The 26,297-nt window shown below is 65.0% G+C and carries 26 protein-coding genes and 1 tRNA gene; 19 read left to right on the forward strand and 8 right to left on the reverse strand.

Translation table 11 applies throughout. The annotated features are described in order from the left end of the window. From traG to VIR62_RS13605, 13 genes are all read left to right on the forward strand, one after another. Positions 1 to 1,729 (forward strand): IncP-type conjugal transfer protein TraG (gene traG, locus VIR62_RS13545; RefSeq protein ID WP_431872090.1); only part of this gene is annotated, 1,729 nt, incomplete at its 5' end. Between the two features lie 7 nt (positions 1,730 to 1,736). Next, entirely contained in the window at positions 1,737 to 2,141 is a 405-nt protein-coding gene (locus VIR62_RS13550) for a CopG family transcriptional regulator (RefSeq protein WP_431872092.1), read from the forward strand. Further along, positions 2,138 to 3,127, forward strand: a complete 990-nt coding sequence (gene trbB / locus VIR62_RS13555) for a P-type conjugative transfer ATPase TrbB (protein WP_431872093.1) — start codon at positions 2,138 to 2,140, stop codon at positions 3,125 to 3,127. The genes VIR62_RS13550 and trbB overlap by 4 nt, the downstream gene beginning before the upstream one ends. Next, positions 3,124 to 3,450 carry a TrbC/VirB2 family protein gene (locus tag VIR62_RS13560; protein ID WP_431872095.1) on the forward strand — a complete coding sequence of 109 codons (327 nt, stop codon included), beginning with the start codon at positions 3,124 to 3,126 and terminating at the stop codon, positions 3,448 to 3,450. The genes trbB and VIR62_RS13560 overlap by 4 nt, the downstream gene beginning before the upstream one ends. Continuing rightward, a complete protein-coding gene (locus VIR62_RS13565) occupies positions 3,447 to 3,707 on the forward strand; it encodes a VirB3 family type IV secretion system protein (protein WP_431872096.1) in 261 nt (86 codons plus the stop codon). Before VIR62_RS13560 ends, VIR62_RS13565 begins: the two co-directional genes overlap by 4 nt. Then, positions 3,701 to 6,160: a conjugal transfer protein TrbE gene (gene trbE, locus VIR62_RS13570; protein ID WP_431872098.1), complete on the forward strand. Its 2,460-nt coding sequence runs from the start codon at positions 3,701 to 3,703 to the stop codon at positions 6,158 to 6,160. Before VIR62_RS13565 ends, trbE begins: the two co-directional genes overlap by 7 nt. A 59-nt stretch (positions 6,161 to 6,219) precedes the next feature. After that, positions 6,220 to 6,918: a P-type conjugative transfer protein TrbJ gene (gene trbJ / locus VIR62_RS13575; RefSeq protein WP_431872100.1), complete on the forward strand. Its 699-nt coding sequence runs from the start codon at positions 6,220 to 6,222 to the stop codon at positions 6,916 to 6,918. Positions 6,919 to 6,995: 77 nt separating this feature from the next. Then, on the forward strand, positions 6,996 to 8,294 hold the full coding sequence (trbL, locus tag VIR62_RS13580; protein ID WP_431872102.1) for a P-type conjugative transfer protein TrbL: 1,299 nt from the start codon (positions 6,996 to 6,998) through the stop codon (positions 8,292 to 8,294). A gap of 4 nt (positions 8,295 to 8,298) precedes the next feature. Continuing rightward, positions 8,299 to 9,090 (forward strand): conjugal transfer protein TrbF, encoded by a 792-nt coding sequence (trbF, locus tag VIR62_RS13585; RefSeq protein WP_431872104.1) that lies wholly within the window; start codon positions 8,299 to 8,301, stop codon positions 9,088 to 9,090. Continuing rightward, positions 9,087 to 9,926: a P-type conjugative transfer protein TrbG gene (gene trbG, locus VIR62_RS13590; protein ID WP_431872106.1), complete on the forward strand. Its 840-nt coding sequence runs from the start codon at positions 9,087 to 9,089 to the stop codon at positions 9,924 to 9,926. The genes trbF and trbG overlap by 4 nt, the downstream gene beginning before the upstream one ends. Next, the gene (locus tag VIR62_RS13595; protein WP_431872108.1) at positions 9,923 to 11,134 is read left to right on the forward strand and encodes a TrbI/VirB10 family protein; all 1,212 of its coding nucleotides are present in this window, start codon (positions 9,923 to 9,925) and stop codon (positions 11,132 to 11,134) included. The genes trbG and VIR62_RS13595 overlap by 4 nt, the downstream gene beginning before the upstream one ends. Positions 11,135 to 11,144: 10 nt before the next feature. Continuing rightward, the gene (locus VIR62_RS13600; RefSeq protein WP_431872109.1) at positions 11,145 to 11,366 is read left to right on the forward strand and encodes a DUF2274 domain-containing protein; all 222 of its coding nucleotides are present in this window, start codon (positions 11,145 to 11,147) and stop codon (positions 11,364 to 11,366) included. After that, the gene (locus VIR62_RS13605) at positions 11,363 to 11,626 is read left to right on the forward strand and encodes a helix-turn-helix domain-containing protein (RefSeq protein WP_431872111.1); all 264 of its coding nucleotides are present in this window, start codon (positions 11,363 to 11,365) and stop codon (positions 11,624 to 11,626) included. The genes VIR62_RS13600 and VIR62_RS13605 overlap by 4 nt, the downstream gene beginning before the upstream one ends. Here the strand turns inward: VIR62_RS13605 and VIR62_RS13610 are convergent. Both VIR62_RS13610 and VIR62_RS13615 read right to left on the reverse strand, forming a co-directional pair. Then, complete coding sequence (locus VIR62_RS13610; protein WP_431872113.1) at positions 11,618 to 12,844, reverse strand: tyrosine-type recombinase/integrase; 1,227 nt, start codon at positions 12,842 to 12,844, stop codon at positions 11,618 to 11,620. The genes VIR62_RS13605 and VIR62_RS13610 overlap by 9 nt on opposite strands. Before the next feature lie 194 nt (positions 12,845 to 13,038). Then, positions 13,039 to 13,131: transfer RNA gene (locus tag VIR62_RS13615), tRNA-Ser, on the reverse strand. A gap of 161 nt (positions 13,132 to 13,292) precedes the next feature. Between VIR62_RS13615 and VIR62_RS13620 the strand changes: the two genes are divergently transcribed. Then, the gene (locus VIR62_RS13620; RefSeq protein ID WP_431872114.1) at positions 13,293 to 14,054 is read left to right on the forward strand and encodes a DUF1134 domain-containing protein; all 762 of its coding nucleotides are present in this window, start codon (positions 13,293 to 13,295) and stop codon (positions 14,052 to 14,054) included. A gap of 7 nt (positions 14,055 to 14,061) precedes the next feature. Here the strand turns inward: VIR62_RS13620 and pyrC are convergent, their stop codons facing one another. After that, positions 14,062 to 15,111 carry a dihydroorotase gene (gene pyrC / locus VIR62_RS13625; RefSeq protein ID WP_431872116.1) on the reverse strand — a complete coding sequence of 350 codons (1,050 nt, stop codon included), beginning with the start codon at positions 15,109 to 15,111 and terminating at the stop codon, positions 14,062 to 14,064. 62 nt (positions 15,112 to 15,173) lie between these two features. Here pyrC and VIR62_RS13630 point away from each other — a divergent pair, with 62 nt between their 5' ends. Both VIR62_RS13630 and VIR62_RS13635 read left to right on the forward strand, forming a co-directional pair. Further along, entirely contained in the window at positions 15,174 to 15,899 is a 726-nt protein-coding gene (locus VIR62_RS13630; protein WP_431872118.1) for a YgfZ/GcvT domain-containing protein, read from the forward strand. Between the two features lie 62 nt (positions 15,900 to 15,961). Beyond that, a complete protein-coding gene (locus tag VIR62_RS13635; RefSeq protein WP_431872120.1) occupies positions 15,962 to 17,626 on the forward strand; it encodes a M28 family peptidase in 1,665 nt (554 codons plus the stop codon). A gap of 7 nt (positions 17,627 to 17,633) precedes the next feature. On the opposite strand, the gene VIR62_RS13640 is transcribed toward VIR62_RS13635, so the two are convergent. The 4 genes from VIR62_RS13640 to bla form a co-directional block, all read right to left on the reverse strand. Next, positions 17,634 to 18,305, reverse strand: a complete 672-nt coding sequence (locus VIR62_RS13640) for a cyclase family protein (RefSeq protein WP_431872121.1) — start codon at positions 18,303 to 18,305, stop codon at positions 17,634 to 17,636. After that, the gene (locus tag VIR62_RS13645; protein ID WP_431872124.1) at positions 18,263 to 18,451 is read right to left on the reverse strand and encodes a CBU_0592 family membrane protein; all 189 of its coding nucleotides are present in this window, start codon (positions 18,449 to 18,451) and stop codon (positions 18,263 to 18,265) included. The genes VIR62_RS13640 and VIR62_RS13645 overlap by 43 nt, the downstream gene beginning before the upstream one ends. Positions 18,452 to 18,528: 77 nt before the next feature. Further along, entirely contained in the window at positions 18,529 to 21,300 is a 2,772-nt protein-coding gene (gene acnA, locus VIR62_RS13650; protein WP_431872126.1) for an aconitate hydratase AcnA, read from the reverse strand. Positions 21,301 to 21,391: 91 nt separating this feature from the next. After that, the gene (bla, locus tag VIR62_RS13655) at positions 21,392 to 22,294 is read right to left on the reverse strand and encodes a subclass B3 metallo-beta-lactamase (protein WP_431872128.1); all 903 of its coding nucleotides are present in this window, start codon (positions 22,292 to 22,294) and stop codon (positions 21,392 to 21,394) included. Between the two features lie 101 nt (positions 22,295 to 22,395). Here bla and VIR62_RS13660 point away from each other — a divergent pair, with 101 nt between their 5' ends. Further along, positions 22,396 to 23,268, forward strand: coding sequence for a LysR substrate-binding domain-containing protein (locus VIR62_RS13660; RefSeq protein WP_431872134.1), 873 nt, complete (start codon positions 22,396 to 22,398; stop codon positions 23,266 to 23,268). A 36-nt stretch (positions 23,269 to 23,304) separates the two neighbouring features. Here VIR62_RS13660 and VIR62_RS13665 read toward each other — a convergent pair whose 3' ends face one another. Next, positions 23,305 to 24,921, reverse strand: coding sequence for an amidohydrolase (locus VIR62_RS13665; protein WP_431872130.1), 1,617 nt, complete (start codon positions 24,919 to 24,921; stop codon positions 23,305 to 23,307). A 324-nt stretch (positions 24,922 to 25,245) separates the two neighbouring features. Here VIR62_RS13665 and VIR62_RS13670 point away from each other — a divergent pair, with 324 nt between their 5' ends. Then, positions 25,246 to 25,518 carry a hypothetical protein gene (locus tag VIR62_RS13670; RefSeq protein ID WP_431872132.1) on the forward strand — a complete coding sequence of 91 codons (273 nt, stop codon included), beginning with the start codon at positions 25,246 to 25,248 and terminating at the stop codon, positions 25,516 to 25,518. Between the two features lie 159 nt (positions 25,519 to 25,677). After that, entirely contained in the window at positions 25,678 to 26,196 is a 519-nt protein-coding gene (locus VIR62_RS13675; RefSeq protein WP_431872133.1) for a retropepsin-like aspartic protease family protein, read from the forward strand. Positions 26,197 to 26,297 lie beyond the last annotated feature (101 nt).

The raw sequence follows: 26,297 nt of genomic DNA on the forward strand, positions 1-26,297 counted from the left end.
CCAGTCGCGGTTCGTCACGACCTACGGGTCGGCCCGCTGGGCTAGCCGGCGCGAGATCGCGCGCGCCGGCCTTTACCGCGACGCGGGCGTCATGCTCGGGCGCAGCGACGGCCGCTATCTGCGTCATGACGGTCCTGAGCATGTCATGGCCTTCGCGCCTACCCGGTCGGGCAAGGGCGTGGGGCTTGTCGTGCCGACGCTGCTCTCCTGGACCGGCTCCGCGGTCATCCACGACATCAAGGGCGAAAACTGGCAACTGACTGCCGGCTGGCGTGCGCAATTCTCCCATTGCCTGCTGTTCAATCCCACCGATCCGCGCTCAGCCCGTTACAATCCCCTGCTGGAGGTTCGCCGCGGCGCGCATGAGGTGCGCGACGTCCAGAATATCGCCGACATCCTCGTCGATCCCGAGGGAGCGCTCGAACGGCGCAATCATTGGGAGAAGACCAGCCATAGTCTGCTCGTCGGGGCCATCCTGCACATCCTCTACGGCGAAGAGGAGAAGACGCTCGCCCGCGTCGCGACCTTTCTCTCCGATCCGCAGCGGAGCTTCGTCGCGACGCTCCGGCGGATGATGACCACCAACCATCTCGGCACACCCGATCACCCGCGCGCGCATCCGGTCGTCGCCTCCGCTGCGCGCGAACTGCTCAACAAGAGCGAGAACGAGCGCTCCGGCGTGCTGTCAACCGCGATGTCCTTCCTAGGAATTTATCGCGATCCAACCGTCGCAGAGGTGACGTCCCGTTGTGACTGGCGGATCGAGGATCTGGTCGAAGCCAATCGGCCGCTGTCCCTCTATCTCGTCATCCCGCCGTCGGACATCAGCCGCACCAAGCCACTGGTCCGTCTGGTCCTCAACCAGATCGGGCGTCGCCTGACGGAGCGGCTGGATCAGTCCGCAAATGACGCGCAGCGCCACCGTCTGTTGATGATGCTGGACGAGTTCCCGGCGCTCGGCCGCCTGGATTTCTTCGAAACCAGCCTCGCCTTCATGGCCGGTTACGGCATTCGAGCCTTTCTGATCGCCCAGAGCCTCAACCAGATTGAGAAGGCGTACGGCGAGCATAACTCCATCCTCGACAACTGCCATGTCCGCGTCGCCTTTGCGACCAATGACGAGCGGACGGCCAAGCGCATCTCGGACGCGCTCGGAACAGCGACCGAGCAGCGCGCAATGCGCAACTATGCCGGGCACCGGCTCGCACCGTGGCTGGCGCATGTCATGGTCAGCCGCCAGGAAACCGCGCGGGCGCTGCTGACACCGGGCGAGGTGATGCAGCTTCCACCTGACGAAGAGCTTGTCCTCGTCTCGGGTTTGGCGCCGATCCGCGCTCGCAAGCTGCGCTACTTCAGCGATCGCAACTTCACCAACCGCAAGCTCGCACCGCCCCGCCTGGGTGAGGGCGCGTATCGCGATCGTCCGGCAGTCCGTCCTGACGACTGGCCGCGCGACGCGCGCTCCATCGATGCGCGATTGGCTTCGCCAACTGACGAGAGCAGCGACGCGGACGATGGCGGCCTGCAGCAGGAGCGCCATCCCGGTTTGCCGGAGCCGCGTGACCCGTCGCCAGAACGCGGCGGCATCGATCCCAATGCTGACGTGAGTGAGGATACCGACATGTCGGCCGAGCAGCGCGCGATGGACCAAGCGCGCGGCCTTACTCCCGCCGTGCGTGTCCATGGCCTTAACGAGAGCAGCTCCTACGATCTGGTGCCGGGATTGTGAGGCGGCCATGAAAGTTCGCCAGAACCTTTATATCGATCGCGAGCTGAGCGACGCGCTTGAAGCGCTCGCGACGAGACCCGGCGCCAACAAGTCGCGCCTAGTCAACGATGCGGTCGCGTCCTGGCTCGCCCGCCGCGCCACGCAAGAGGTGGATGACCTCTTCAAGCACCGGCTCGACCGCCTCTCGCGCGAGCAGAGGCTGATCCGGCGCGATCTTGAGGTGCTGATCGAGAGCTTGGCGCTTTTCATCCGCTATCAGCTGATGGTCACCGCGCCGTTGCCCGAGAACGATGCAGCGGCGATCGCGCTCGGTCACCAGCGCTTCGATCAGTTCATCGGCCAACTCGGCCGCCAACTCGCGACGGGCAAGCGCACGCTCGGCAGCGATCTGGACGGGAAGAGCGGATCATGAGCGAGTCGATCGCCCATGATCGGCGCCGCTCGATGCTGCGGACGGCGATGGGGCCGGCGATTAGCGAAGCTCTCGCCGATCCCTTGGTCCTGGAAGTCATGGTCAACCCGGACGGCGCGCTTCGCCTCGACCGGCTCGGAGAGGGTCGCGTCGACACAAAGGTTCTCTATGAGGCGGCACAGGTCGAGCGCATCATCCGGCTCGTTGCGTCGCATGCCAGAACCGAAGTCCATTCCGGGTCTCCTATCGTATCGGCGGAGCTGCCTCCACACGGAGAAGGTGCAGGCGAACGCTTCGAGGGCGTGCTGCCGCCGGTAGCGACCGGACCCTGCTTCTCGATTCGAAAGCCCGCGACCCGCATCCATACCCTCACAGACTATGTTGCTGACGGCATCATGTCGGCCGAGACGGCGCGACTGCTCTCGCTCGCCGTGGTGGCCCGCCGCAACATCCTCGTCGTGGGGGGAACGAGCTCGGGCAAGACGACGCTCGCCAATGCACTGCTCTCTGAGCTGGCGCATCTCGACGAGCGCGTGATCCTGATCGAGGACACCCGTGAGCTCCAGTCGCCCGCACGCGACACGGTCGCTCTCAGAACGCGCCTCGGCAGCGTGACAATGGCGGATTTGGTCCGCTCGACGCTGCGTCTGCGCCCCGACAGGATCATTGTCGGTGAGGTGCGCGGTCCCGAAGCGCTCGACATGCTCAAGGCTTGGAACACGGGGCATCCGGGCGGCGTCGCCACGCTCCACGCCAACAGCGCCACTGCCGCACTCTACCGCCTCGAGCAGCTCATTCAGGAAGCAGTGGTCACCGTGCCGAGGCGCCTCATTGCGGACGCGATCGACATGATCGTCTTCATCGCCGGCCGCGGCACAGCCCGCCGCGTCGAGACGATTGCGAGCGTCGCCGGGCTCGATCCGGACGGAAACTACGCCGCCACCGACCTTCCCCTCGACCCTTCGGACCAAGGAGCTTTGCCATGATCGCACGTCGACGCCGTTACTCTCCGTCCGCCGTCATCGCCGCCGTACTGGTTGCGACGCTTGCGACCAGCGCCTCGGCCAGCGGCTCGGGAATGCCTTGGGAGGCTCCGCTCCAGCAGGTGCTCGAATCCGTGCAGGGGCCGGTTGCCAAGATCATCGCGGTGATCATCATCATCACAACAGGCCTGACGCTCGCCTTTGGCGAGACCTCAGGAGGATTTCGGCGGCTGATCCAGATCGTTTTCGGCCTGTCGATCGCCTTCGCAGCCTCCTCATTCTTCCTCAGCTTCTTCAGCTTCGGCGGGGGAGCGCTGGTGGCATGAATCACATCGAAGGTTTCGAAGCGACGATACATGGCGCGCTCGGGCAGCCGATCCTACTCGGCGGCGCGCCGCGTGGGCTCGCAATCGTGAACGGCACGATCGCCGCGGCCATCGGGCTCGGCCTCCAACAATGGCTCGCCGGCTTAATGGTCTGGGCTCTGGCGCACAGCATTGCGGTGTTCGCCGCACGCCGCGATCCCGATTTTGCGCCGGTGCTGATCCGCCACCTCCGCCAGAGGGGCTATTTCGCATGCTAGCGCTTCATGAATACCGCCCGCGCGCGGACCGGCTCGCCGACCACCTGCCCTGGGCTGCATTGGTTGCGCCAGGCATCGTACTCAACAAGGACGGCGGCTTCCAGCGGACGCTCGCATTTCGCGGCCCCGACCTGGAGAGCGCGACGGAGGCGCAGTTGGTCGGCACCTGCGCGCGCGTCAACAACGTGCTCAAGCGGCTGGGCACAGGCTGGGTACTCTTCTTCGAAGCCGAACGGCGCGAGGCGCTCGCCTATCCCGATAGCCGTTTCCCCGACGCTGCATCGTGGCTTGTGGACCAAGAGCGCCGAGCGGACTTCGAGGCGGCCGGGGCGCATTTCGAGAGCCGCTTCAATTTGACGCTTACCTGGCTACCGCCCGCCGACAGCAGCGATGCGGCCGGTCGGACATTGGTCGAGCGGCCCGAGGCGGAGAAGGGGCGCGATTGGCGATCCGCGCTCGCAGCATTCGTCGCCGAGACAGATCGCGTGCTCGATCTGCTGGGCAGCATCGTGCCGGAGGTGCGCGGACTAAGCTCGGCCGCAACCCTGACCTATCTCCACGGCACGATTTCCGAGCGACAGCATATCGTCGCCGTCCCTGAGATCCCGATGTACCTGGACGGGCTGCTCGCCGACACGCCGCTTACCGGAGGACTGGCGCCGCGGCTCGGGAATCAGCATCTACGCACACTGACGGTGCTCGGCTTCCCCAATCTGAGCCGCCCCGGCATGCTCGATGCCCTCAACAGCGCCGACTTCGGCTATCGCTGGGTCACCCGCTTCATCGCGCTCGATAAGACGGATGCGACCAAGACGCTCACTAAGCTACGCCGCCAGTGGTTCAACAAGCGCAAGTCGGTCGCCGCGCTCCTGCGGGAGGTGCTCTACAATCAGCCAGCGCAGCTTCTCGACACCGACGCCGACAACAAGGTCGTCGATGCCGATCTAGCGCTCCAAGCGCTCGGCGGCGACCATGTCGCGTTCGGCTATCTCACCACCACCATTACCGTGGCCGACGAAAATGCGGCGCGCGCCGACGAAAAGGTTCGGGCAGTCGAGCGCATCGTCAACGGGCTCGGCTTCACCTGCGTTCGCGAAACGGTCAACGCCGTCGAAGCTTGGCTGTCGTCGCTCCCGGGCCATGTCTATGCCAATGTCCGCCAGCCGCTCATCCATACGCTCAACCTCGCCCACTTGATGCCGCTCTCGGCAGTGTGGGCGGGACCGGCTCAGAACGCCCATTTGAGCGGTCCGCCACTCTTATACGCCCAGACGACCGGCTCGACGCCGTTTCGGCTGTCCACCCATATCGGCGATGTCGGCCACATGCTTGTCGTCGGCCCCACGGGCGCCGGTAAATCTGTACTGCTTGCGCTGATCGCGCTCCAGTTTCGCCGCTACGCGGGCGCGCAGCTCTACATCTTCGACAAGGGATGGTCGGCGCGTGCTGCCGTGCTCGCCATGGGCGGCGCGCACCATTCGCTCGGCCTTGCGGCGGAAGGCAGCGGCGAGCTGTCCTTCCAGCCTCTTCGGGACATCGATGCGGCCGATGAATGCACCTGGGCCGCCGAGTGGATAGCCGCGCTGATCGCCCATGAAGGCGTTACAATCACGCCGGATATCAAGGAGCATATCTGGTCCGCGCTGGCGAACCTTGCGTCGGCGGCGCCCGGCGAGCGCACATTGACCGGGCTCTCGCTTCTGCTCCAGTCGTCGCCGCTGCGCAGCGCGATCGCCCCCTACACGCTTGAGGGGCCATTCGGACGCATATTGGACGCGGCCGAGCCCAGCCTCCCGATCGGCGACATCCAATGCTTCGAGACCGAAGCCTTGATGGGACAACATGGCGTCGTCGCGCCAGTCCTGACCTACCTATTCCACCGCCTCGAGCAGCGGTTCGACGGGCGACCGACACTGCTGATCCTCGACGAAGCCTGGATCTTCCTCGACCACCCGCTGTTCGCGGCTCGCATCCGCGAATGGCTGAAGACCCTGCGCAAGAAGAATGTCGCCGTCCTGTTCGCCACGCAGAGCCTTGCCGACATCGCCGACAGCAGCATCGCTCCGGCGATCATCGAAAGCTGCCCGCAGCGCATACTCCTTCCCAACGATCGCGCCATCGAGCCTCAATCGCGCGCGGCCTATGAGCGGTTTGGCCTCAACGCCCGTCAGATCGAACTCGTCGCGCGCGCCACGCCAAAGCGGCACTACTATCTCCAATCGGCGCGCGGGAATCGCCTATTCGAGCTCGGCCTCGGTCCCGTTGCCCTGGCGCTGTGCGGCGCCTCCGATCCTGAGAGCCAGCGCCTCATAGATAGATTGCTCGCCGAGCATGGCTCCGCCGACTTCACGTCCAACTTGCTCGTTGCACGCGACCTCGCATGGGCGGCCGATCTGCTGGCGAGCGTTGCCAACCCTCCCGCTGAACCAAATCCCAAGGAGATGATGTCATGACCAGCCACGCGAATTTGATAAGCCGGCGCCCCTTTGGAAGACGAATGCTCCCCGTTCTTTTGGCGGCCGCGGCGAGTGTCTCTGTTGGGATTGGAATACCTGCCTCTTCGGCATCGGCGCAGATCACAGTGTTCGATCCGACCAATTACACCCAGAACATGCTCTCCGCGGCTCGCGCGCTTCAACAGATCAATAATCAGATCCAGTCGCTCCAGAACCAGGCAGCGATGCTGACCAACATGGCGAAAAACCTAAGCCGCATCGACTTCTCGGAACTGTCGAAGCTTCAGCGAACGCTACGCGAGACCAACCGGCTGATGGCTCGCGCAGAGGGCATCGAGTTCGATGCTTCGCAGGTTGAGGCGCAATTCCGACGGCTCTTCCCGCAAGGCGTCCCGCAGGGTGACTCCTCTGAACACATCGCCGCAGCGCAGGCTCGCCTCGATACCGCCCGGTCGGCCCTCCGCCACACGCTCGGCGTCCAGGCGCAGGTCGTGGGGAACGTCCGTGCGGATGCAGAGGCGCTGACGGCGATCGTCTCCCGCAGCCAAAGCGCCGACGGCGCCCTCCAGGTCGCTCAGGCGACCAACCAGCTGCTGGCGCTCGCGGCCAAGCAGCAATTCCAGATTCAGAGCATGATGGCGGCACAGTATCGCGCTGAGGCGATCGAACGAGCTCGACGCATTCAGGCCAAGACCGACGCTCGCGCCGCGACCGCTCGCTTCCTCGGAACCGGCTCGGCCTACACGCCCAAATAGGCCGCGCCGGGCGCGGGCGGCGGCTTTCCCCTGGCCGCCGCCGTCAGTCGCCGCCACGAACAGGACCGTAGCTACCGATGAACGACCTCAACGCCATCGACCAGTTCATGCAGACCTTCATCCGCTACATCGACAGCGGCTTTGGGCTGCTCGGACCCGACGTCGCCTTTCTGACGACGACGCTAATCGTCATCGACGTCACGCTCGCCGGTCTGTTCTGGGCCATGGGCGGCGAGCAGGACGTGATCGGCCGCTTCATCAGGAAGATTCTCTATGTTGGCGCGTTCGCCTTCATCCTGAGCAACTTCTCAAACCTCGCCGACATCATATTCCGCTCGTTTGCGGCCGCCGGAATTACCGCGGGCGGAGGGGCAATGACCGCCGATGATCTGCTGAAGCCCGGCCGTCTCGCCGGAATTGGGTTCGAGGCCGCATGGCCGCTGCTCCAGCAGGTCTCCGAACTCATGGGCTTTACGACCTTCTTCGACAATTTCCTCGTTATCGCGGTGCTGCTGTTCGCCTGGGCGGTCGTCATCCTCGCCTTCTTCATTCTCGCGGTGCAGCTGTTCGTCACCATCATCGAGTTCAAGCTGACGACGCTGGCCGGCTTCATCCTAGTGCCTTTCGCGCTGTGGAATCGCACCAGCTTCCTTGCGGAGCGGGTGCTCGGGAGCGTGGTGAGCTCAGGCATCAAGGTGATGGTGCTCGCCGTGATCGTCGGCATCGGCTCGGGTTTCTTCGCGGATTTCACTACCGCGCTCCAAGGAGAGGAGCCCGATGTCGGCCAAGCGATGAGCCTCATGCTGGCGGCGCTCACACTGTTCGGCCTCGGCATTTTCGGACCCGGCATCGCCTCCGGCCTCGTCGCGGGTGCGCCCCAGCTTGGCGCCGGAGCGGCGCTCGGGGCAACGGCGGGAGCCGTGGGCGTTACCACCCTTGCGGGTGGTGCGGCGGTCGGCGCGGCCCGAATTACGGGCGGCGCCGCGCTGGGTGCGATCCGCGCCGGCACCACGATGGGGTCGGCCGCATCTACCGCCTACCAGCTTGGGCAGGAGGCGTCAGGCTCGTCCAGCGTAGGTGCGGGGATCGCCGGCGTCACGCGAGCCGGAGGCAGCGCGCTCAGGCAGAAAGCCGGTGCCGCGCTGGGGCTCTCCGAGGCCGCCTCTGCCGGACGGGCAGGCGCTTGGGCCGCACTCAACAGCAGTCCGGCTTCCACCGCATCGCCTGCGTCCGCCGATCACCAGCCTTCATGGGCCCGCTCGCTTAAACACCAGCAGAACATGCGCCACCACCGCCAGGTCGCGATGAACACGCTGCGCGAGGGCGAGCGCGGCGGCGCTTCCGCCATTCCAGACATCAAGGAAAAGGACGACTGATCCCATGATCTTCAAGCGAAGTGTTCAGCGCTACGGGCGCTCACCGCTCCCCGAAACGCCCTATCAGCGCGCAGGCCAGCTCTGGGACGACCGCATAGGTTCGGCACGGGTGCAGGCACGCAATTGGCGCTACATGGCCTTCGGCGGCCTCCTCTTGGCGAGCGCGATGGCGGCTGCATTGACTTGGCAGTCGCTGCAAAGCCGAGTGACTCCTTACGTTGTCGAAGTCGATCGTCTGGGCGAAGCCCGTGCCGTCGCTCCGGCAAATACGGATTACACGCCCACCGATCCGCAGATCGCGTGGCATCTGGCCGAATTCATCCGCAACGTGCGAACTGTGTCGCTCGACCCCGTCCTGATGCGACGCGATTGGCTCAGCGCCTACGATTTCGTCACGAAGCCCGCCGCCCAGTTCCTTGGCGACTATGCACGCTCTGCGAAGCCGTTCGCGCACATCGGCGAGCGGACCGTCAGCGTTCAGGTGACGAGCGTAGTTCGCGCATCGGACCAGTCCTTCCAGGTCAAGTGGATAGAGACCGCCTTCGAGCGCGGCGCAATGGCCGGCACGACCCGGTGGACGGCCATTCTGGGCGTCAGGACACGCACCCCGCGTTCAGCGGACTCTCTCCGGCGCAACCCACTCGGCATCTATATCGACGCGATCGATTGGACCCGCGAGCTTGAGCCGACTGAGACGTCGCCTGCTCCTCCTGCTCCCGCGATAATTTCGTTCGGATCACCGGCCGATCCGTCGCCCCCTGCTGCCCAACCATCAACAAGGGAGGATCCCCAATGACGTTCTGCCTCATGCGCCGACTGCTCGTCGCGACCGCCTCAGTGGCACTGGCGAGCACCGTATCCATAGGTAACGCCCGCGCGGTCGCTGCGCCGTCTGGATCGCAATCCGCAAAGTTCGACGTGCCGGTCAGCGCGACGCGTACCTATCTCTTCGCCGACGGTGCGATCTACGATGTGCGGACAGCGCCTGGCCGGGTGACTGACATCGCGCTTCAACAGGGCGAAAGCCTCGGCGCGGTTGCGAGCGGCGATACCGCGAGGTGGGTGATCGGTGACACCAGCAGCGGATCGGGGGAGACGCGGCGCGCGCATGTTCTGATCAAGCCCGTGGCTGCCGGCCTCTCAACCAATCTCGTCATCACGACGGACCGCCGTGTCTATCATTTGACCGTCACCAGTGCCGACAAAGGAGCAATGTCGGCGGTGGCGTGGTCCTACCCACAGGGCGCGCTCCTCGCGCTTAAGCGGAAGCACACCGCGGCTGAGGCCGCGAGGCCGGTCGCTTCGGGCATCGAAGTCGAGCAGCTTAGCTTCAACTACGTCATCACCGGCGACGATCCGGCATGGCGCCCGCTGCGCGCGTTCGACGATGGCCGCCAGACGTTCATCCAATTTCCGGCATCGATCGCGGTCGGCGAGGTCCCGCCGCTATTTTTGGTAGGGGCGGAGGGCGAAGCTGAGCTCGTCAATTATCGCCTGTCCGGTCGATACTATGTGGTTGATCGCCTGTTCAACGTCGCCGAACTCCGCCTCGGCACGAAGAAGCAGCAAATCGTTCGCATTCGTCGCGTCGGCCACGGCCGGAGAACCCCTGAAAAGGGGAGGGGATCATGAGCGACGCGGCAGCTGGCGCGACCGAAGAGTCGTCCCCATCGAAGCTGGACCCTGAGAAGCTGTCGCTTCGAGCACAGCCGGCGCCAGCAGTGCGGTTCAAGCGCGGCATGGTCATCGGTCTTGCCGCGATAGCCTCGATCGGTGTGTTCGGCGTGGCATGGATGGCGCTTCAGCCGGGTACCAGCCAGATTGTGGGGAGGGCTGACGAAGATGCCGCAGTGCTTTCGAAAGCGCCTGCCGATGCCCTTGCGCCGCTTCCTTCAAGCTATGAACAGGTGCCGAAGCTGGGTCGGCCGCTTCCGGGAGACCTCGGGCGGCCGATACTTCGGCGCCAGCAACAAAGCGGTCTCGCGGCGGCGGCTGGAGCACCACAGTCGATGATTGATCAGGCGGCAGCGGAGCAGCGTGAACAACAGGCGGAAGAGCAGCGAGCTGCGCGGGAATCGGCGATCCTCGCGCTGTCGGCTGACGAGGAGATGAGCGTAGCCACTCCGTCGAACCTCAAGGAAACAGACGTTCCCGCGATCAATGGTGATCGCCTCGCACTCGGGCCCATTCGCGATCCCGAAGCACAGCAGCGTAAGACGGATTTGATCTCGACCGCGAGTTTGTCGGGCGTGAACCCACATCGTCTGCAGGCGCCCGTATCACCCTACACGCTGAGCGCAGGGAGCGTAATCGCCGCGAGCCTGATCACCGGGCTGCGTTCGGATCTGCCCGGTCTCGTCGTTGCACAGGTGACGGAGCACGTTTTTGACAGTGCGACCGGGAATATCCTGCTCATTCCGCAAGGTTCGCGCCTTGTGGGCAGCTACGACAGCGTCGTGGCTTTCGGTCAAAGGCGTGCACTCGTCGTGTGGCAGCGCCTCATTTTGCCTGACGGCTCGTCGCTTCAGATCGAGAACGTGCCCGCGACGGACCCGTCCGGCTACTCGGGGCTGGCCGATCAGGTCGACTTCCATACATGGTCGCTACTCAAAGGCGCTACGATATCGACGCTTTTGGGCGTGGGCTCAAACCTCACCTTCTCCGGTGAAAGCGATTTGATTCAGGCGATCCGGGAGTCGACTCAACAGAACGCCTCGCGGGCTGGCGACCAGCTCGTCTCACGCAACTTGTCGATTCAGCCGACGATCACGATCCGGTCGGGCGCCGCGGTACGCTTGGTCGTACACCGCGATCTAATTCTCCAGCCTTGGCAGGAATAGGAGCAGTCTCATGCCCATCAAACTGGCGAAGCTCCCCGAACGCACGCCGGTGAAGCTGACGATCAGTATCCAACCCGACCTCAAACAGGCGCTCTCAGACTATGCGGAAGTGTACCGCGAGCAATACGGTCAGTCCGAAACCGTCTCCGACCTCGTGCCGCACATGCTTCGCGCTTTCCTCGACAGCGATCGGGGCTTCGCAAAGGCACGACGGATCGGCAGCACCTCATGAGCGACCAACTGTCCGGCTTCGGAGACGACCGGGACTCCATCGTGCCGCGCGCCGCCTCTGAGGAGCGTCCTATCTGCGTGCGGGTCGACCGCGCCATGCAGATGCTCGATATTGGCAAGACGAAGCTCTACGAGCTGATCGCCCAAGGTGACTTGGAAGCCATTCGCATCGGGCGTCGGACACTAGTGATGCGGTCGAGCATAGACGCGCTCATTCTGCGCCTGCGCCTGGAAAACAGTTTGCGGTGCAAATCAGGCTGAAGCGCTTACGCACCGCTTCGCAAGACAATAGCGCGCCCACGTGCCCATGAGCTTACGGCGCTTTTCCAGCGCACGACTCCGCCTATAGGCGCGCTCCGTCTTCGATTCGATGGCATGCGCCAACGCCATCTCAACCTCTTCGCGCGCGAAATTCGTCGCCTCGCCCGCCCAGTCGCGAAAGCTGGAGCGAAAGCCGTGCACGGTGATCGACCCGTGATTCATTCGGCGGAGGAGCATTGCCATCGACATGTTGGAGAGCTTGGCCCCGGCATCACTCTGAAAGACGAGATCTTCATTCTTCGCTTTCCTTGGCCGCAGATTGCGCAGCAGCGACACAACTGCCGGGCTGAGCGGCACTTGATGCTCCACACCCGCCTTCATTCGATCGGCAGGAATTGTCCAAAGTGCCTTATCGAGATCAATCTCCGCCCAAACCGCTCCAAACGTTTCTCCCGATCGTGCCGCGGTTAGTATGGTGAACTCGAGGGCACGGGCAGCCAGCGCCTCTCGTCTCCCCAGTTCATCCATGAAATCCGCAATTTCGCCGAACGGCAGCGCCGCGTGGTGACCTTTGGTTGCTTTAGGCTGCCTGGGAAGAAGGAGGTCAAGATGTCCGCGCCACCGTGCGGGATTCTCGCCATCACGATGGCCTTTGACCTTGGCCGCATCCAGAATTCGCTCGATTCGGCCACGGACGCGAGAAGCGGTCTCGGGGAGTTTGAGCCAGATCGGCTTCAGGACTTCCAGCACGTCTTCGGTGTCGATCTCTCCAACGACCTTATTGGTCAGCGAAGACGCATGCGTCTTGAGTGTCGACCGCCATTGCTTGCGGTGCTTTTCGTTCCTGAACCCACTTTCGATATCGTCGATGAGAGCGTCCGCGAACTCGCCGAATGTGATCTGATCAGCGAACTCGCGCTGTGACTGCCGGCGTTCCTCGACTGGGTCGCGCCCTTCGCGAAAAGCTGTCCGCGTATCAGAGGCAAGATCACGAGCCGTGGCGAGACTGACGTCCAAGATCGAGCCCAGCCCCACCTCGCGACGCCGACCATCGACCGTGCAGATGTAAAGCCACGACCGCGTTGGCGGTGCCAAATCCTTTCGGTGTCGCCTCTGGGACCTTCGGACCCGCAGATAGAGACCCCCGCCGTCGGCATAGACGCCAGGCTTGGTCAGGCTGGGCAGTTGACGGACATTGAGTCGACCACGGACATGCATCTCTCTCGCCTCCGTTCCGAGTTTGAAAGCAGCCAGGAGCAATGTCCAGTCATAAATCCAGTCATAAAGTTATCAGCGATCTGAGGCGTTCGGCAGCGAACGGAGGCGGCCTCGGTTTCAGGGAATATTTGGCTGTTTTGCGTGGTTTTTGGCGACCGCCGCCGGTCGTGCTGGTTCGCTGGCTTTTGGGATTCTGGCGGAGACGGAGGGATTCGAACCCTCGGTAGGGAATTTATCCCTACGGCGGTTTAGCAAACCGCTGGTTTCAGCCACTCACCCACGTCTCCGCTCAGCGCCGAAGCGTGGGGCTATAGCGGCGGCATTCGCACTGTTCAACCAATCACATGCAACCGTTCCGGCGCGATATCGACTCGGTTCGTCGTCCGTTCATTGCGGCGTAAGGAAGGAACGGGTTAACTCGGTTCCGAGGGTTCGGGGGACGAGTATCATGTTGAAATCCGCTTTTCTGAAATTGCTGGCCGCCGGCCTGGCCGTGATGGCCGCGCCCGCGATGGCGCAGATCACCGAGATCGATCCCAACACAGCCGATCAGTATCAGACGCCGGCGGAGGAGGGCTACACCGATCCCTACGCGGTCGATCCCGCCGACACGCCGGCCTATCCCGAAACCGAGTATCAGCCGGTCGACCCGGGCCTCGATCAAGGCATGGATGCGGCTCCGGCCGACACCGTCCCCGCAGCACCGGCCGTCACGGCCGCACCGCGCGAGACCGTACCCCGCGAGGACATCTTCACCGCCGCCGAAGACGTATTCGGCAAGGGCGCCGCGGGCCTCGGCGGCATCATCGAGGACATCCTTAGCGATCAGGGCGAACCGATCGCCTATATCAAGGGCCAGGAAGCGGGCGGCGCCTTCGTCTTCGGCGTCCGCTACGGCTCGGGCACCATGCACCACGAGATAGAGGGCGACCGCGTCGTCCATTGGACCGGCCCGTCGCTCGGCTTCGACTTCGGCGCCGATGCCAGCAAGGTGTTCGTGCTGGTCTACAACCTCTACGACAGCGAGGACCTGTTCCAGCGCTATCCCGGCGCCGAGGGCAATGCCTATGCGCTGGGCGGTTTCACCGCCAGCTACCACCGGAGCGGCGACGTGGTGCTGATTCCGGTCAGGCTGGGTGTCGGGCTACGGCTCGGCGTCAATGCCGGCTATCTGAAATTCACCGAGAACAACAACTGGCTGCCCTTCTGAGCCTCCGCTAGGCTCGACCGGCGAAGCGCCAGGACAGCATTTCGCCGGCATGGAAGGGCACAAGCGCGCTGCTTGCCGCCGGGATCGTTTCGGGGACAGTTACGGCCGTGCGCTCCAGCGCCACCCGCCCCTCGTTCAGCGGCAGGCCATAGAAGCGCGGGCCGTTCTGCGAAGCGAAGGCTTCGAGCCGGTTGAGCGCGCCTTCCTCCTCGAACACCCGCGCATAGGATTCGAGCGCGAAGGGCGCATTGAAGATGCCGGCGCAGCCGCAGTCGCCTTCCTTACGCTCCACCGCGTGCGGCGCGCTGTCGGTGCCCAGGAAGAATTTGGGCGAGCCCGACGTGGCGGCGCGGCGCACGGCCAGCCTATGCTGCTCGCGCTTGGCGACCGGAAGGCAATAGGCATGGGGTCTTAGGCCGCCGGCGAAGAGGGCGTTGCGGTTTATAATCAGATGCTGCGGCGTGACCGTCGCCGCGATATTCGCGCCGCTGGCCTCGACGAAGGCCACCCCTTCCGCGGTCGTGATATGCTCGAACACGATCTTGAGGCCCGGCAGGTCCTGGACGAGCTTCGACAGGACCCGCTCGATGAACACGGCCTCGCGGTCGAAGATGTCGACGTCGGGATCGGTGACCTCGCCATGGACGAGGAGCGGCATGCCGATCCGCTGCATCGTCTCCAGCGCCGGATAGAGGGTGCGGACGTCGGTCACGCCATGGGCGGCATTGGTCGTGGCATGGGCGGGATAAAGCTTGGCGGCGGTGAACACCCCCTCCGAGAAACCCCGCTCGATCTCGCCGGCGTCGGCATCGTCGACGAGATAGCAGGTCATCAGCGGCGTGAAGTCGCTGCCTTCAGGAAGGGCATCCAGGATGCGCTGGCGGTAGGCGGCCGCGGCCGCCACATCCGTCACCGCCGGGACCAGATTCGGCATCACGATCGCGCGCGCGAACTGCCGCGCCGTGTACGGGACGACAGCCTTCAGCATCTCGCCGTCGCGAAGGTGGACGTGCCAGTCGTCGGGTTGGCGTATGATGAGGCGGGTGGAATTATTCATGTACGTGCGCTGATAAACGTTCGGGGTTTGGAATTGAGCGGGAGACCCCCTAACTCGTATTCATGCCAGCTACCACCCTCATCGACCGCGCGCTCCTTCGTATCTCGGGTGAAGACGTGCGCGACTTCCTCCAGGGGCTCGTCACGAATGACGTGAGCCAGCTCGCCGAGGATAACCCGCTCTGGGCCGGCCTCCTTACCGCGCAGGGCAAGGCGCTATTCGACTTCATCCTCTGGGCCGACGGGGAAGACGTGTTGGTCGACTGCGAGCGGAACGCAGCCGGGGACCTGGCGAAGCGCCTCACCCTCTATCGCCTGCGAAGACCGATCCAGATAGGCCGCGAGGAAGTGCTTTGCGTCCATTGGTCGCTCAACGGCGAGGGACCACGCGATCCGCGCCTTCCCGAGCTCGGCCGCCGCGGCCTTGCACCTGCCTCGGGCGAGCCTGGCGCGGCCGAAGCCTGGCTCCGGCACCGCCTCTCGCTGGGCGTCACCGAAGGCGTGGCCGAGCTGGGTTCCGACAAGACCCTCTGGCTCGAATGCAACGCCACGGAGCTGAACGGCGTCAGCTTTACCAAGGGCTGCTACGTCGGTCAGGAGAATACGGCGCGGATGAACTATCGCAACAAGGTCAACCGCCGCCTGGTAGTCGTCCCCACTAACACCCCCGGCGACCGCGCCCGCATCCACTATCCCGACCTTGGGCTGGCCGTGGAGCATCGCCGGATCGACGATCTCGCGAACGCCCTCATTCCCGACTGGCTGGCGGCCGCGCTTCAGCCCGCCTGACTTGCCTCATCGCGCCGCGATAGGCACAAGCCACGGAATCCCCGCCCCAACGGAGCCTTCCCATGCTGTCTCGAACCTTGCTCGCCCTCCTCGCGCTGATGACCGTCTCCGCCTGCGCGCGGGCCGCTTCGGACACGCCGATCGACGCGGCTCGAATCGAGGAAGCGGTGAAGACGCTGGGGTCCGACGAATTCGGCGGCCGCGGCCCCGGCACGCCGGGCGAGGATCGCACCGTCGAATATCTGGTCTCGACGTTCAAGCAGATCGGGCTGGAGCCCGGCGGCGAGAATGGCGGCTGGACACAGCGAGTCGACCTCCTCCACACGCAGCTAGGAGAGCCGGAAGAATTGTCGGTGACGGTGGACGGCGAGGAGGTTCCCTGGACGTTCGCGAAAGACGTTTACGTCAGCACCCTCCAGCCGGCCGACCGCGCCGCCATCGACGATGCCGAGATGGTGTTCGTCGGCTATGGCATCGACGCGCCGGAACGGCAGTGGGACGACTTCGGCGATGCCGACCTCAAGGGAAAGGTGGCGGTCTTCCTCGTCAACGATCCCGATTTCGAGGCGAAGCAAGGCGATCCGGTCGCCGGCAAATTCTCCGGGCAGGCCATGACCTATTACGGCCGCTGGACCTACAAGTTCGAGGAAGCGGCGCGGCGCGGCGCCATCGGCGCGCTGATCGTCCACGACACACCGGGCGCCGGCTATGGCTGGAGCACCGTGATCGCGGGCGGCGGCGAGAATTACGGCCTCGTCCGCCAACCCGAGGACGTCACCAGCCTCAAGCTCCAGGGGTGGATCAGCGGCGAGGCGTCCGCGGACCTCTTCAAGCGCGCCGGCCTCGATCTCACCGCCGAACGCGCCCGCGCCCGCACCGGCGCCTTCACCGCCATTCCGCTGGGGGACGCCACCTTCTCGGCCGCCTTCTCGGTCGAGCAGGAGGTGGTCCAAAGCCGCAACGTCCTCGCCCGCATCTCCGGCGCCAAGCGACCGGACGAGACGGTGATGATCGCCGCGCACTGGGATGCCTACGGCACGGGCGAACCGGACGCGCAGGGCCGCACGGTCCGCTCCGGCGCCAATGACGACGGTATCGGCCTTGCCGCGATGTTCGAGATAGCGCGCGCGTTCAAGGCGGGGCAGCAGCCGGACCGGTCGATCGTCTTCGCCGCCTGGACAGCCGAGGAGCGGGGCCTGCTCGGCTCCGAATATTATGCGCTGAACCCCATTTATCCGCTGGAGACAACCGTCGCCAACCTCACCGTCGACGTGCTCCAGACGGCCGGGCTCGCCCGCGACGTGATCCTGATCGGCGAGGGGCAGAACAGCCTGGAGGATGATCTCGCCCGCTTCGCCAAGGCACAAGGACGGACGGTGACGCCCGATTCCGCGCCGGAGCGCGGCCTCTTCTATCGCGCCGACCATTTCTCGCTCGCCAAGCGCGGCGTCCCGGTGCTGCTGATGATGGGCCTGGGCGGCGGCGCCGACCTGGTCGAGGGAGGCCGCGAGGCGGGCGAAGCCTGGGTCGCCGAATATACCAAGAACCGCTACCACACGCCCGGCGACCGCTGGGACGAGAGCTGGAACCTCGCCGGCGCGGTGCAGGACATCGACCTCGTCTGGGACATCGCCCGCGAGCTCGCCTTCTCCGACCGCTGGCCGACCTGGAAGGCCGGTTCGGAGTTCAAGGAAGTGCGTCTGGAGAGCGCCGAGGCGCGCCGATAGTCGGCGCTCAGCCGACTTCGGCGAAGGCACGTACAGGGAAGGTGCCCATGCCGGCTACCTTCGGCGGCGCGGCCGTGAAGCGGAAACCTTGATCGGGCAGCGAGCCCAGGTTCGTCATATGCTCGCAAATCGGGACGCCGGCGCCAAGCAGCATGCTGTGGACCGGGCGGGCGCGGGCATGCGTGTCGTCGATATTGTGGCTGTCGATGCCGACCAGCCTCGCCCCGCCCTGGACCAGCAGCCGAGCGGCGGCCGCGGTCAGGAACGGATGGTTTTCGAAATAGGCATCGGTTCGCCAATGCTCGTCCCAGCCGGTGGCGAGCAGTACCGCCTTGCCGCGCACATCGAGACCTGCAATGTCATGGGCGTCGATGGAGAGGCCCTGCCGGTGCGGCTTGCGGACCACAATGCCGTCCAGCGCGGCGAGCGAGGCCAGCTCCAGGCCGGCCAGGTCGATCCCTTCCGCGTAGCGATGGAAAGGGCTGTCGAGATAGGTGCCGGTATTGGCTACCATGTCGATGCGGCCGATCTGGAAGGTGGAGCCGTCATCGTAGAGCGCCGCCGACGCCTCGCGCGTCCAATAGTCGCAGACGATGGGACCGGGCAGGCCCTTGTAGGTGGTCATGCCCGCCTCGATCACATGGCTGAGGTCGACGAGCCTCTTTTCCTGATCCGCCATAAGGCCACCGCTCCGATCAGCATCCAGATCACATTCAGCGACGCGGAAGGCAAGGCGCCATGCCACCAGCCATTGACGATGAAGCCCGCCGCCCCAGCGACGTTCATTCCCTGATAGACAGCCGACTGTCCCGTCAGCCGCCCCATCGACAGCAGCAGATAGGCGAGCAGGATCAGCGCCGCGCCCGCCCAGCCCGCTATCTCGACGAAAAGCTGCTCCGGGCTCAGGCGGCGAGGTTCCTCAGCACATAGTGGAGGATGCCGCCGGCGCGGAAATATTCGAGCTCGTTCAAGGTATCGATTCGGCAGCGGGTGGTGAAGGCGAAGGTCGACCCGTCGGCGCGCCTGACCTCAACCTCGACATCCTGGCGCGGCTGGAGATCGGCGACGCCGGTGATGGTGAAGGTCTCGTCGCCCTTGAGGCCCAGACTCTCGCGGTTTTCTCCGCCGGTGAACTGGAGCGGGACGACGCCCATGCCGACCAGGTTGGAGCGGTGGATGCGCTCATAGGTCTCGGCGATGACGGCGCGGACGCCCAAGAGGTTCGTACCCTTCGCCGCCCAGTCGCGCGACGAGCCGGTGCCGTATTCCTTGCCGGCGATGACGACGAGCGGGGTCCCCGCCTCCTTGTAGCGCATCGCGGCGTCGTAGATCGGCATGACCTCGCCGGTCGGAATATGCTTGGTGACACCGCCTTCGATGCCCGGCGTCATCTGGTTCTTGATGCGGATGTTGGCGAAGGTGCCGCGCATCATGACTTCGTGGTTGCCGCGGCGGGCGCCGTAGCTGTTGAAGTCGGCGCGGGCGACATCATGGTCCACGAGATATTTCCCGGCCGGGCTGTCGAGCTTGATCGCGCCGGCGGGGCTGATGTGGTCGGTGGTGATGCTGTCCGCGAAGATGGCGAGGGCGCGGGCGTCGACGACGTCGGTGACGGTCGAGGCCTGCATGCTCATGCCCTCGAAATAGGGCGGGTTCTGGATGTAGGTGCTGCCTGCGGACCAGGCATAGGTGTCGCCGCCGGTGACGTCGATCGCGCGCCACTGGTCGTCGCCCTTGTAGACGTCGGCATAGCGGGTCTTGAACATGTCGGCGTTGACATGCTGGTCGATGAGGGCGCGAACCTCGTCATTGGTCGGCCAGACGTCGCGGAGATAGACGTCGGCGCCATCCTTGTCCTGCCCCAGCGGCGTCGAGGTCATGTCCTCGGTGACGGTGCCCTTCAGCGCATAGGCGACGACCAGGGGAGGCGAGGCGAGATAGTTGGCGCGGGTGTCGGGCGACACGCGGCCCTCGAAATTGCGGTTGCCGGAAAGGACCGACGCGGCGACCAGGTCGTGCTCGCGGATCGCCTTTGAGATAGGCTCGGGCAGCGGGCCCGAATTGCCGATGCAGGTCGTGCAGCCGTAGCCGACCAGGTCGAACCCAATGGCGTTCAGATCCTCGGACAGGCCGGCGCGGTCGAGATAGTCGGTGACGACCTGGGAACCCGGCGCGAGGCTGGTCTTGACCCAGGGCTTGCTGTCGAGGCCGCGCTCCCGCGCCTTGCGCGCCACCAGTCCCGCCGCGACGAGCACGGAGGGGTTGGATGTGTTGGTGCAGCTGGTGATGGCGGCGATGACGACGTCGCCGTGGCCGAGATCGTGATCGGTCCCCGGCACCAGATGGCGCTTCGAGGCGTCGCCGTTCTGGTCGAACTCGGTCTTGAGGTCTTTCAGAAACTCGGTGTCGAGTTCCGATAGCAGCACCTTGTCCTGTGGCCGCTTGGGGCCGGCGAGCGAGGGCTGGACGCTGGACATGTCGAGCCGGAGCATGTCGGTGAAGACGGGTTCCACCGCCGGGTCCAGCCACAGGCCCTGTTCCTTGCAATAAGCCTCGACCAGCGCGACTTCCTCGTCCGCGCGGCCGGTGAGACGCAGATAGTCGAGCGTCTTGGCATCGACCGGGAAGAAGCCGCAGGTCGCGCCATATTCCGGGGCCATATTGGCGATGGTGGCGCGGTCGGCCAAGGAGAGCGTCGAGACGCCGGGGCCGTAAAATTCGACAAAGCGACCGACGACGCCCTTGGCGCGAAGCATCTGGGTGACGGTCAAAACGAGATCGGTGGCGGTGATGCCCTCGGCGAGCCCACCCGTCAGGTGGAAGCCGATGACCTCGGGAATGAGCATCGAGACCGGCTGGCCGAGCATCGCCGCCTCCGCCTCGATCCCGCCGACGCCCCAGCCGAGCACGCCGAGGCCGTTGACCATCGTGGTGTGGCTGTCGGTGCCGACGAGCGTGTCGGGATAGGCGACTTCAAGACGCCGGTCGTCATCGGGCCCGCGCCGGTCGAAAGCCACGAAATCGTCTTCGTCACGCCGAACCGCGCCGTCGCGGCGGTCGCCGGCCGGCACAACCTCCGGCGAGGACCAGACGGTGCGGGCGATGTTTTCGAGGTTCACCTGGTGGCAGATGCCGGTGCCGGGCGGCACGACCTTGAAATTGTCGAAGGCGGACGCGCCCCATTTCAGGAACTGGTAGCGCTCCATGTTGCGCTCATATTCGAGCGCGACGTTCTTCTCGAACGCCCTGGGGCTGCCGAACTCGTCGACCATCACCGAATGGTCGATGACGAGGTGGACGGGCACCTGCGGATTGATTTTCTGCGGATCGCCGCCCAGCGACTTCATCACATCGCGCATCGCGGCGAGATCGACCACGGCCGGAACGCCGGTGAAATCCTGCATCAGCACGCGGGCCGGCCGATACTGGATCTCGCGCGGATTGGCGCCCTTGTCCTTCGGCCAGTCGACGATCGCCTGTATGTCCTCGCGCGTGACGGTGACGCCGTCCTCGAAGCGTAGAAGGTTCTCGAGCAACACCTTCATCGAGAAGGGAAGCCGCGACACATCGCCCAAAGCCGCGGCGGCCTTGGCAAGCGAGTAATAAGCGTAGGTCCGGCCGCCGACGGCAAGGGTGGAACGCGTGTTGAGTGTGTCCTGGCCGACCGCTGTCATGGCGCCTTGTCCTTCTTGCTATGCCTTGAGTTGACGGCGCTTTAGCAAGGCGGTGGCGGTGGGGGAAGGCTTGGCGACTCCCCCATCGCGGCTACGGCTGAGGCGTGACGGCTTCTTTAGCCAGCCGTTCATTCAAAGCCTCCTCATATCTATCGACATAGGTGCGGCACGCCTCTGGATCGAGAAACGGATTGGGCTCCGGCTGATGTTGGAAACGGGCGAATTTGACGTCCCCGCCGGATGGGCCGGGGTGCGACGTCAGCAGGAGATCGCAAGGCAAAACGCGCAGCGTCTCGAATGTGCGGCGGAAGCTTGCCGTGGCGTCGGGCTGGTTGGAGAAGAGATAGCTCCCGGCGGCGATCGGGTTGAGGCTGGAGCCGAACACGACGACGACACATCGATCCTCCTCGCAGGAACGCCATGTCCAGCTCATCGAGCCGGACGTATGGCCCGGCGTCGCGAGGGCCGTGACGGTGACGTCTCCCAGCCGCAGCCGTTCGCCGTCGCCAACTTCACGGATATTCTGCACCGACGGAAAAGAAGGCAGCCACGCCATCTGCGGATCGTCCGGGCCGCTGCGGCCCCGCCGCAACACATTCGCCGCATGCGCGCTTGCCACCACCGTCGCGCCCGTGTCGCGCGCCAGCGCTGCAATGCCGCCGGCATGATCGTAATGCGGCTCAGTGCTGAGGATCAGTTTCACGTCGCTCAGCTCGAAGCCGAGGCTCCGGATATTCTCCTCGATCTGTGGCACCGCCTGAGGCGCGGCCCCGTCGATAAGGATCAGCCCAGCGCTGGTGTGGATCAGTCCGACAGTGAGGCCGCCGAAACCGACAAGATAGGTGTTGCCGAAGATGCGCGTCGGCGGCTGCGGCGTCAGCCATTGGCTCGCATGGTCCGATGCGATCGGGCGCAAAAGCGGATCGTCCGCGGCTTGCGGCGGAGCCGCCGCTACAAGAAAGACCCCAAGGAAGTTCATAATGGGTGGCACCATTCTTCTCCCGCCAATCGACGAAGCGAAGAATGCCTGAGCGATAAGCTGCCGCCAAAGCATCATTCCTCGACAGAGGCATGAGATTCATTCATGTTTTGTCGATGGATCGTGCCCAGCTACCGCTCAACGCACTACGCGCTTTCGAAGCGGCCGCCCGGCATCTCAACTTCACGCGCGCCGCCATCGAATTGTGCGTCAGTCAGGGCGCGGTGAGCCATCAGGTGGCGTCCCTGGAACGCCGTCTGGGAACGCGATTGTTCCGCCGCCTGCCGCGCGGCCTTGCCTTGACGGACGAGGGGCAGGCTCTTGTGCCCGTGGTGGCGGACGCTTTTGAGCGGATCGGGACGACGCTCGATCTTTATGCCGGGGGTCATCTGCGCGAGGTGCTGACCGTTGGCGTCGTCGGCACCTTCGCGGGCGGCTGGCTGCTCGACCGTATCGATGGCTTCACGCGCGCCCACCCGCATGTCGACCTTCGGATCATGACCAACAACAATCGCGTGGACCTTGCAGGCGAAGGACTGGATTTCGCCATCCGGTTCGGCGACGGCGCATGGCACGCTATTCACGCCGACCCAATCATGGAAGCGCCCCTGACGCCGCTCTGCGCCCCCGCCATCGCGGAACGACTGGACGATCCAGGTGCATTGGGACGAGAAAAGCTGCTGCGCTCCTACCGTGCGGACGAATGGCCGCGCTGGTTCGAAACCGCCGGCGCCCATTGCCCGCCGCTCCGGGGCACCGTCTTCGACAGCTCGACCCTGATGGTCGCCTCGGCCGTCGCCGGTAAAGGCGTGGCGCTCGCCCCGGCGATCATGTTCGAGAAGGAATTGATGATGGAGCGCCTTATCCGCCCCTTCCCGATCGAGGTGAATTGCGGCGGCTATTGGCTGACGCGCCTCATGTCCCGCCAGGACACGCCCGCCATGCGCGTCTTTCGCGACTGGCTGCAGCAGACGGCCTCACCTTCTTGAGGCGGGATCACCCGGTCGTATGCAACGCTTTAGGGCCTATTCCCGCGCCCCTTCGACCTTCGCATCCGGCATCGCCAGGATCGGGAACTCAATGCCGAGCTGATCCAGATAGGTCGGATAACGCAACGGGTCGTAATAATATTCACGGAGCTTCGGAGCATATTCGGCCATGATGTCGGAATTGATCTCCAGCGCCGGCTTGTCCTCGGCGCTCAGCATCGGGACGTATTTCTGGTCCTTGGTCTGGACGTCGTTGAAATAATCCCAGGCGGCCTGGCGGAGCTTGGGCTTGGTCAAGAGATCTAGCGTCGTCATCGCCACGACCTTGGCGCCGGCCACCACGCCCTTGTGGGCGATCGGGGTCGCCATGGCGATGGCGTTGGACCAGTGATGGCCGGGCAGTTCCGGTATGTTGGACGGGTAGCGGATGGTGATGGTGGGGACGATCCAGGAGACGTCGCCGATATCGTCCGAACCGCCGCTTTCCGGCTCCTCTTCCGGCGGCTCCAGCTTTTCGAGCTCGGTGGCAAGGCCATCAATCTCCTCGGCACCCACATTCTTCTGGACGAGCTTGGCGAAAGCCTGTTCGCCCTCGGTCCATTCGGGCAGGCCCACAGCCTTGATATTGGCATAAGCCGCCTCCGCGATCGGGCGATTGAAATGGCGCGGCGCGGCAGTGCCGACGATGCGGCGGGTGACCGTCGTGCCGGTCATCTTCGCGGCGCCTTCCGCGATCTCGTTGCCGAGCTCGAAATTCTCCTTGATGCGGTCGAAATCCTGCTCGCGGAAATAGTACCAGACCGAGGCGACCGAAGGTACGACGTTCGGCTGATCGCCGCCGTCGGTAATCACATAATGGGACCGTTGCTCGGGGCGGAGATGCTCGCGGCGCATGTTCCAGCCGATGTTCATCAGCTCCACCCCGTCAAGCGCGGAGCGGCCCCGCCAGGGTGCGCCAGCGGAATGGGCGCTGTTGCCCTTGAATGTATACTCGACCGAGACGAGGCCGGTGCCCGACGGCTGGCCCCAGGACGTTTCCAGATTGTTGCCGACATGGGTGAAAAGAACGGCGTCGACGCCGTCGAACACGCCGTCACGGACCATGAAGGCCTTGCCGGCGACCAACTCTTCGGCGACGCCGGGCCAGAGCAGCAGGGTGCCGGCGATGTCCTCCTTCTCCATCAGCTCCTTGACCGCCAGGGCGGCGACGATGTTGACCGCCTGGCCCGAATTGTGGCCCTCGCCATGGCCGGGCGCGCCGGGAACCAGCGGATCGTGCCACGGGATGCCCGGTTTCTGTGAGGCCTTGGGAATGCCGTCGATGTCGCTGCCAAGCGCGACGACGGGGCCGTCAGTGCCGTTGGTCCAGCGCGCGACCCAGCCGGTGGGGAGGCCGGCGACGCCGCGCTCGACCGTGAAGCCGTTCTTTTCGAGCGTTTCGGTGAGGTAGCGGGAGGTTTCGACCTCGTGGAAGCCCAGCTCGCCGAAGCTGAAAACGGAATCGTTGATCTCCTGCGCCAGCTTCGCCCGCGCCTCGACGCCGGCGACGGCCCGGGTCTTGAGCGCGTCCGTGCCCGGCGCGGCGGACGCGGTCTGGGCGATCGCAAGCGCGATCAGCATGGCGGCGCTGATGAAGGAACGTGCCCGGATCATATGCCCTGTTCTCCCCTGTGTTCGCGGGAGCGTAACGGGGGCGGACGAGGGTGGCCAGATGCGGATTGCCGCAAAGAAAGCGGATCTACGCGGATCGCCTGGCCCACGGCTCCGCCGAACCGCGGGGCGGATATTTTTTCGAACTGTGGCTTTTCGGTTCGTCGCGTATGGAAAACGGCCGGCCGCTGCGGCTCATCATGGTGAACGCGACGGGCTGCCGAGGGAAATGAAGCCTGTCAACGGGTTGGTTAATGCCCCCGCCATGAAACCCTTTCGATTCATCGCACGTTATGGGCTCCAAGTTGAGTAAGAAGGAGCCAGCACATGGCGACGAGTATTTTGGAAGCGCGGGGCGGCTGCATCGTCCCTCTGGCCCAGGAACGGGGCTATCACATCGTCTATCGCGAGCATGAAACCAACCACTGCCCGGGCTGCGGCCACACCCATTGGCTCATCGGGCGGATCATGGCGGAATGCGCGTTCTGCCAGACGGCGCTGCCGCTGGAGAGCTCGTCGCGCGTGGCGGGCGGACAGATGATCCGCACCGTGAACCGTCGCCCGGTGTTCGACAAGGCGGAGCATGCTTTCGCGGCCTGAAGTTCCGGCTCCCAGATAAGGGTTGGCTCCCGAAGGACCCGGGAGCCGCCCGGCGCGCGCCGGCCCACCCCCGCCCCCCAACGCGAAGGGCCGGCGTGCGCCACCTCTCAGACGACTTTCCTTAACCGTCCCTTCAACGCCATCGTCGATACTGCGCGCATGGCGGGCAAGGGATTCTTTGTTGTCGCGGTGCTTGGGCTGGTCGGACTGGTGCGGGTCGCCGAGCAGATGGCGGCCGTGCCCGCGCCGCCGCCACCTGCCGTGGACGCGCCGGAAGCGCCCCGCGAGGCGGAGGCGCCTCGGATCGGCAACGGTTATGCGGACGTCACGCTGGAACGCGCGGCGGACGGGCATTTCTATGCGGACGCACGGGTGAACGCCGCTGAGGTCCGGTTCCTGGTCGATACGGGTGCAAGCTCGCTGGTGCTGACGCAGGCGGACGCGCGGCGGGCGGGTATCGGCGCCGGCGATTTCAGCGCCCGGGCGCTCGGCGCGGGCGGAGAAGTGAAGCTGATGCCGGTCGTGCTTGACCGGGTGGTAGTGGGACCGATCGTCGCCCACCATGTCGCGGCCCATGTCGTGGAGGACGGAAGCCTGCCGGTGTCGCTGATGGGGCAGAGCTATCTGAGCCGGATCGGGTCGGTGACGATCCGGGACGATGCGATGGTCCTTCGCTAGGTCGCGAAGCTGGGGTCCAGGCGATAGGCCTTGCGGAGCAGGGCCGGCCAGGCGAGGGCTCCGGCCGCCATTTTGAGGCCCATCTTGCCTTGCTGGGCGGT

It is taken from the genome of Allosphingosinicella sp. (genome assembly GCF_036570505.1).
Classification (GTDB): domain Bacteria; phylum Pseudomonadota; class Alphaproteobacteria; order Sphingomonadales; family Sphingomonadaceae; genus Allosphingosinicella.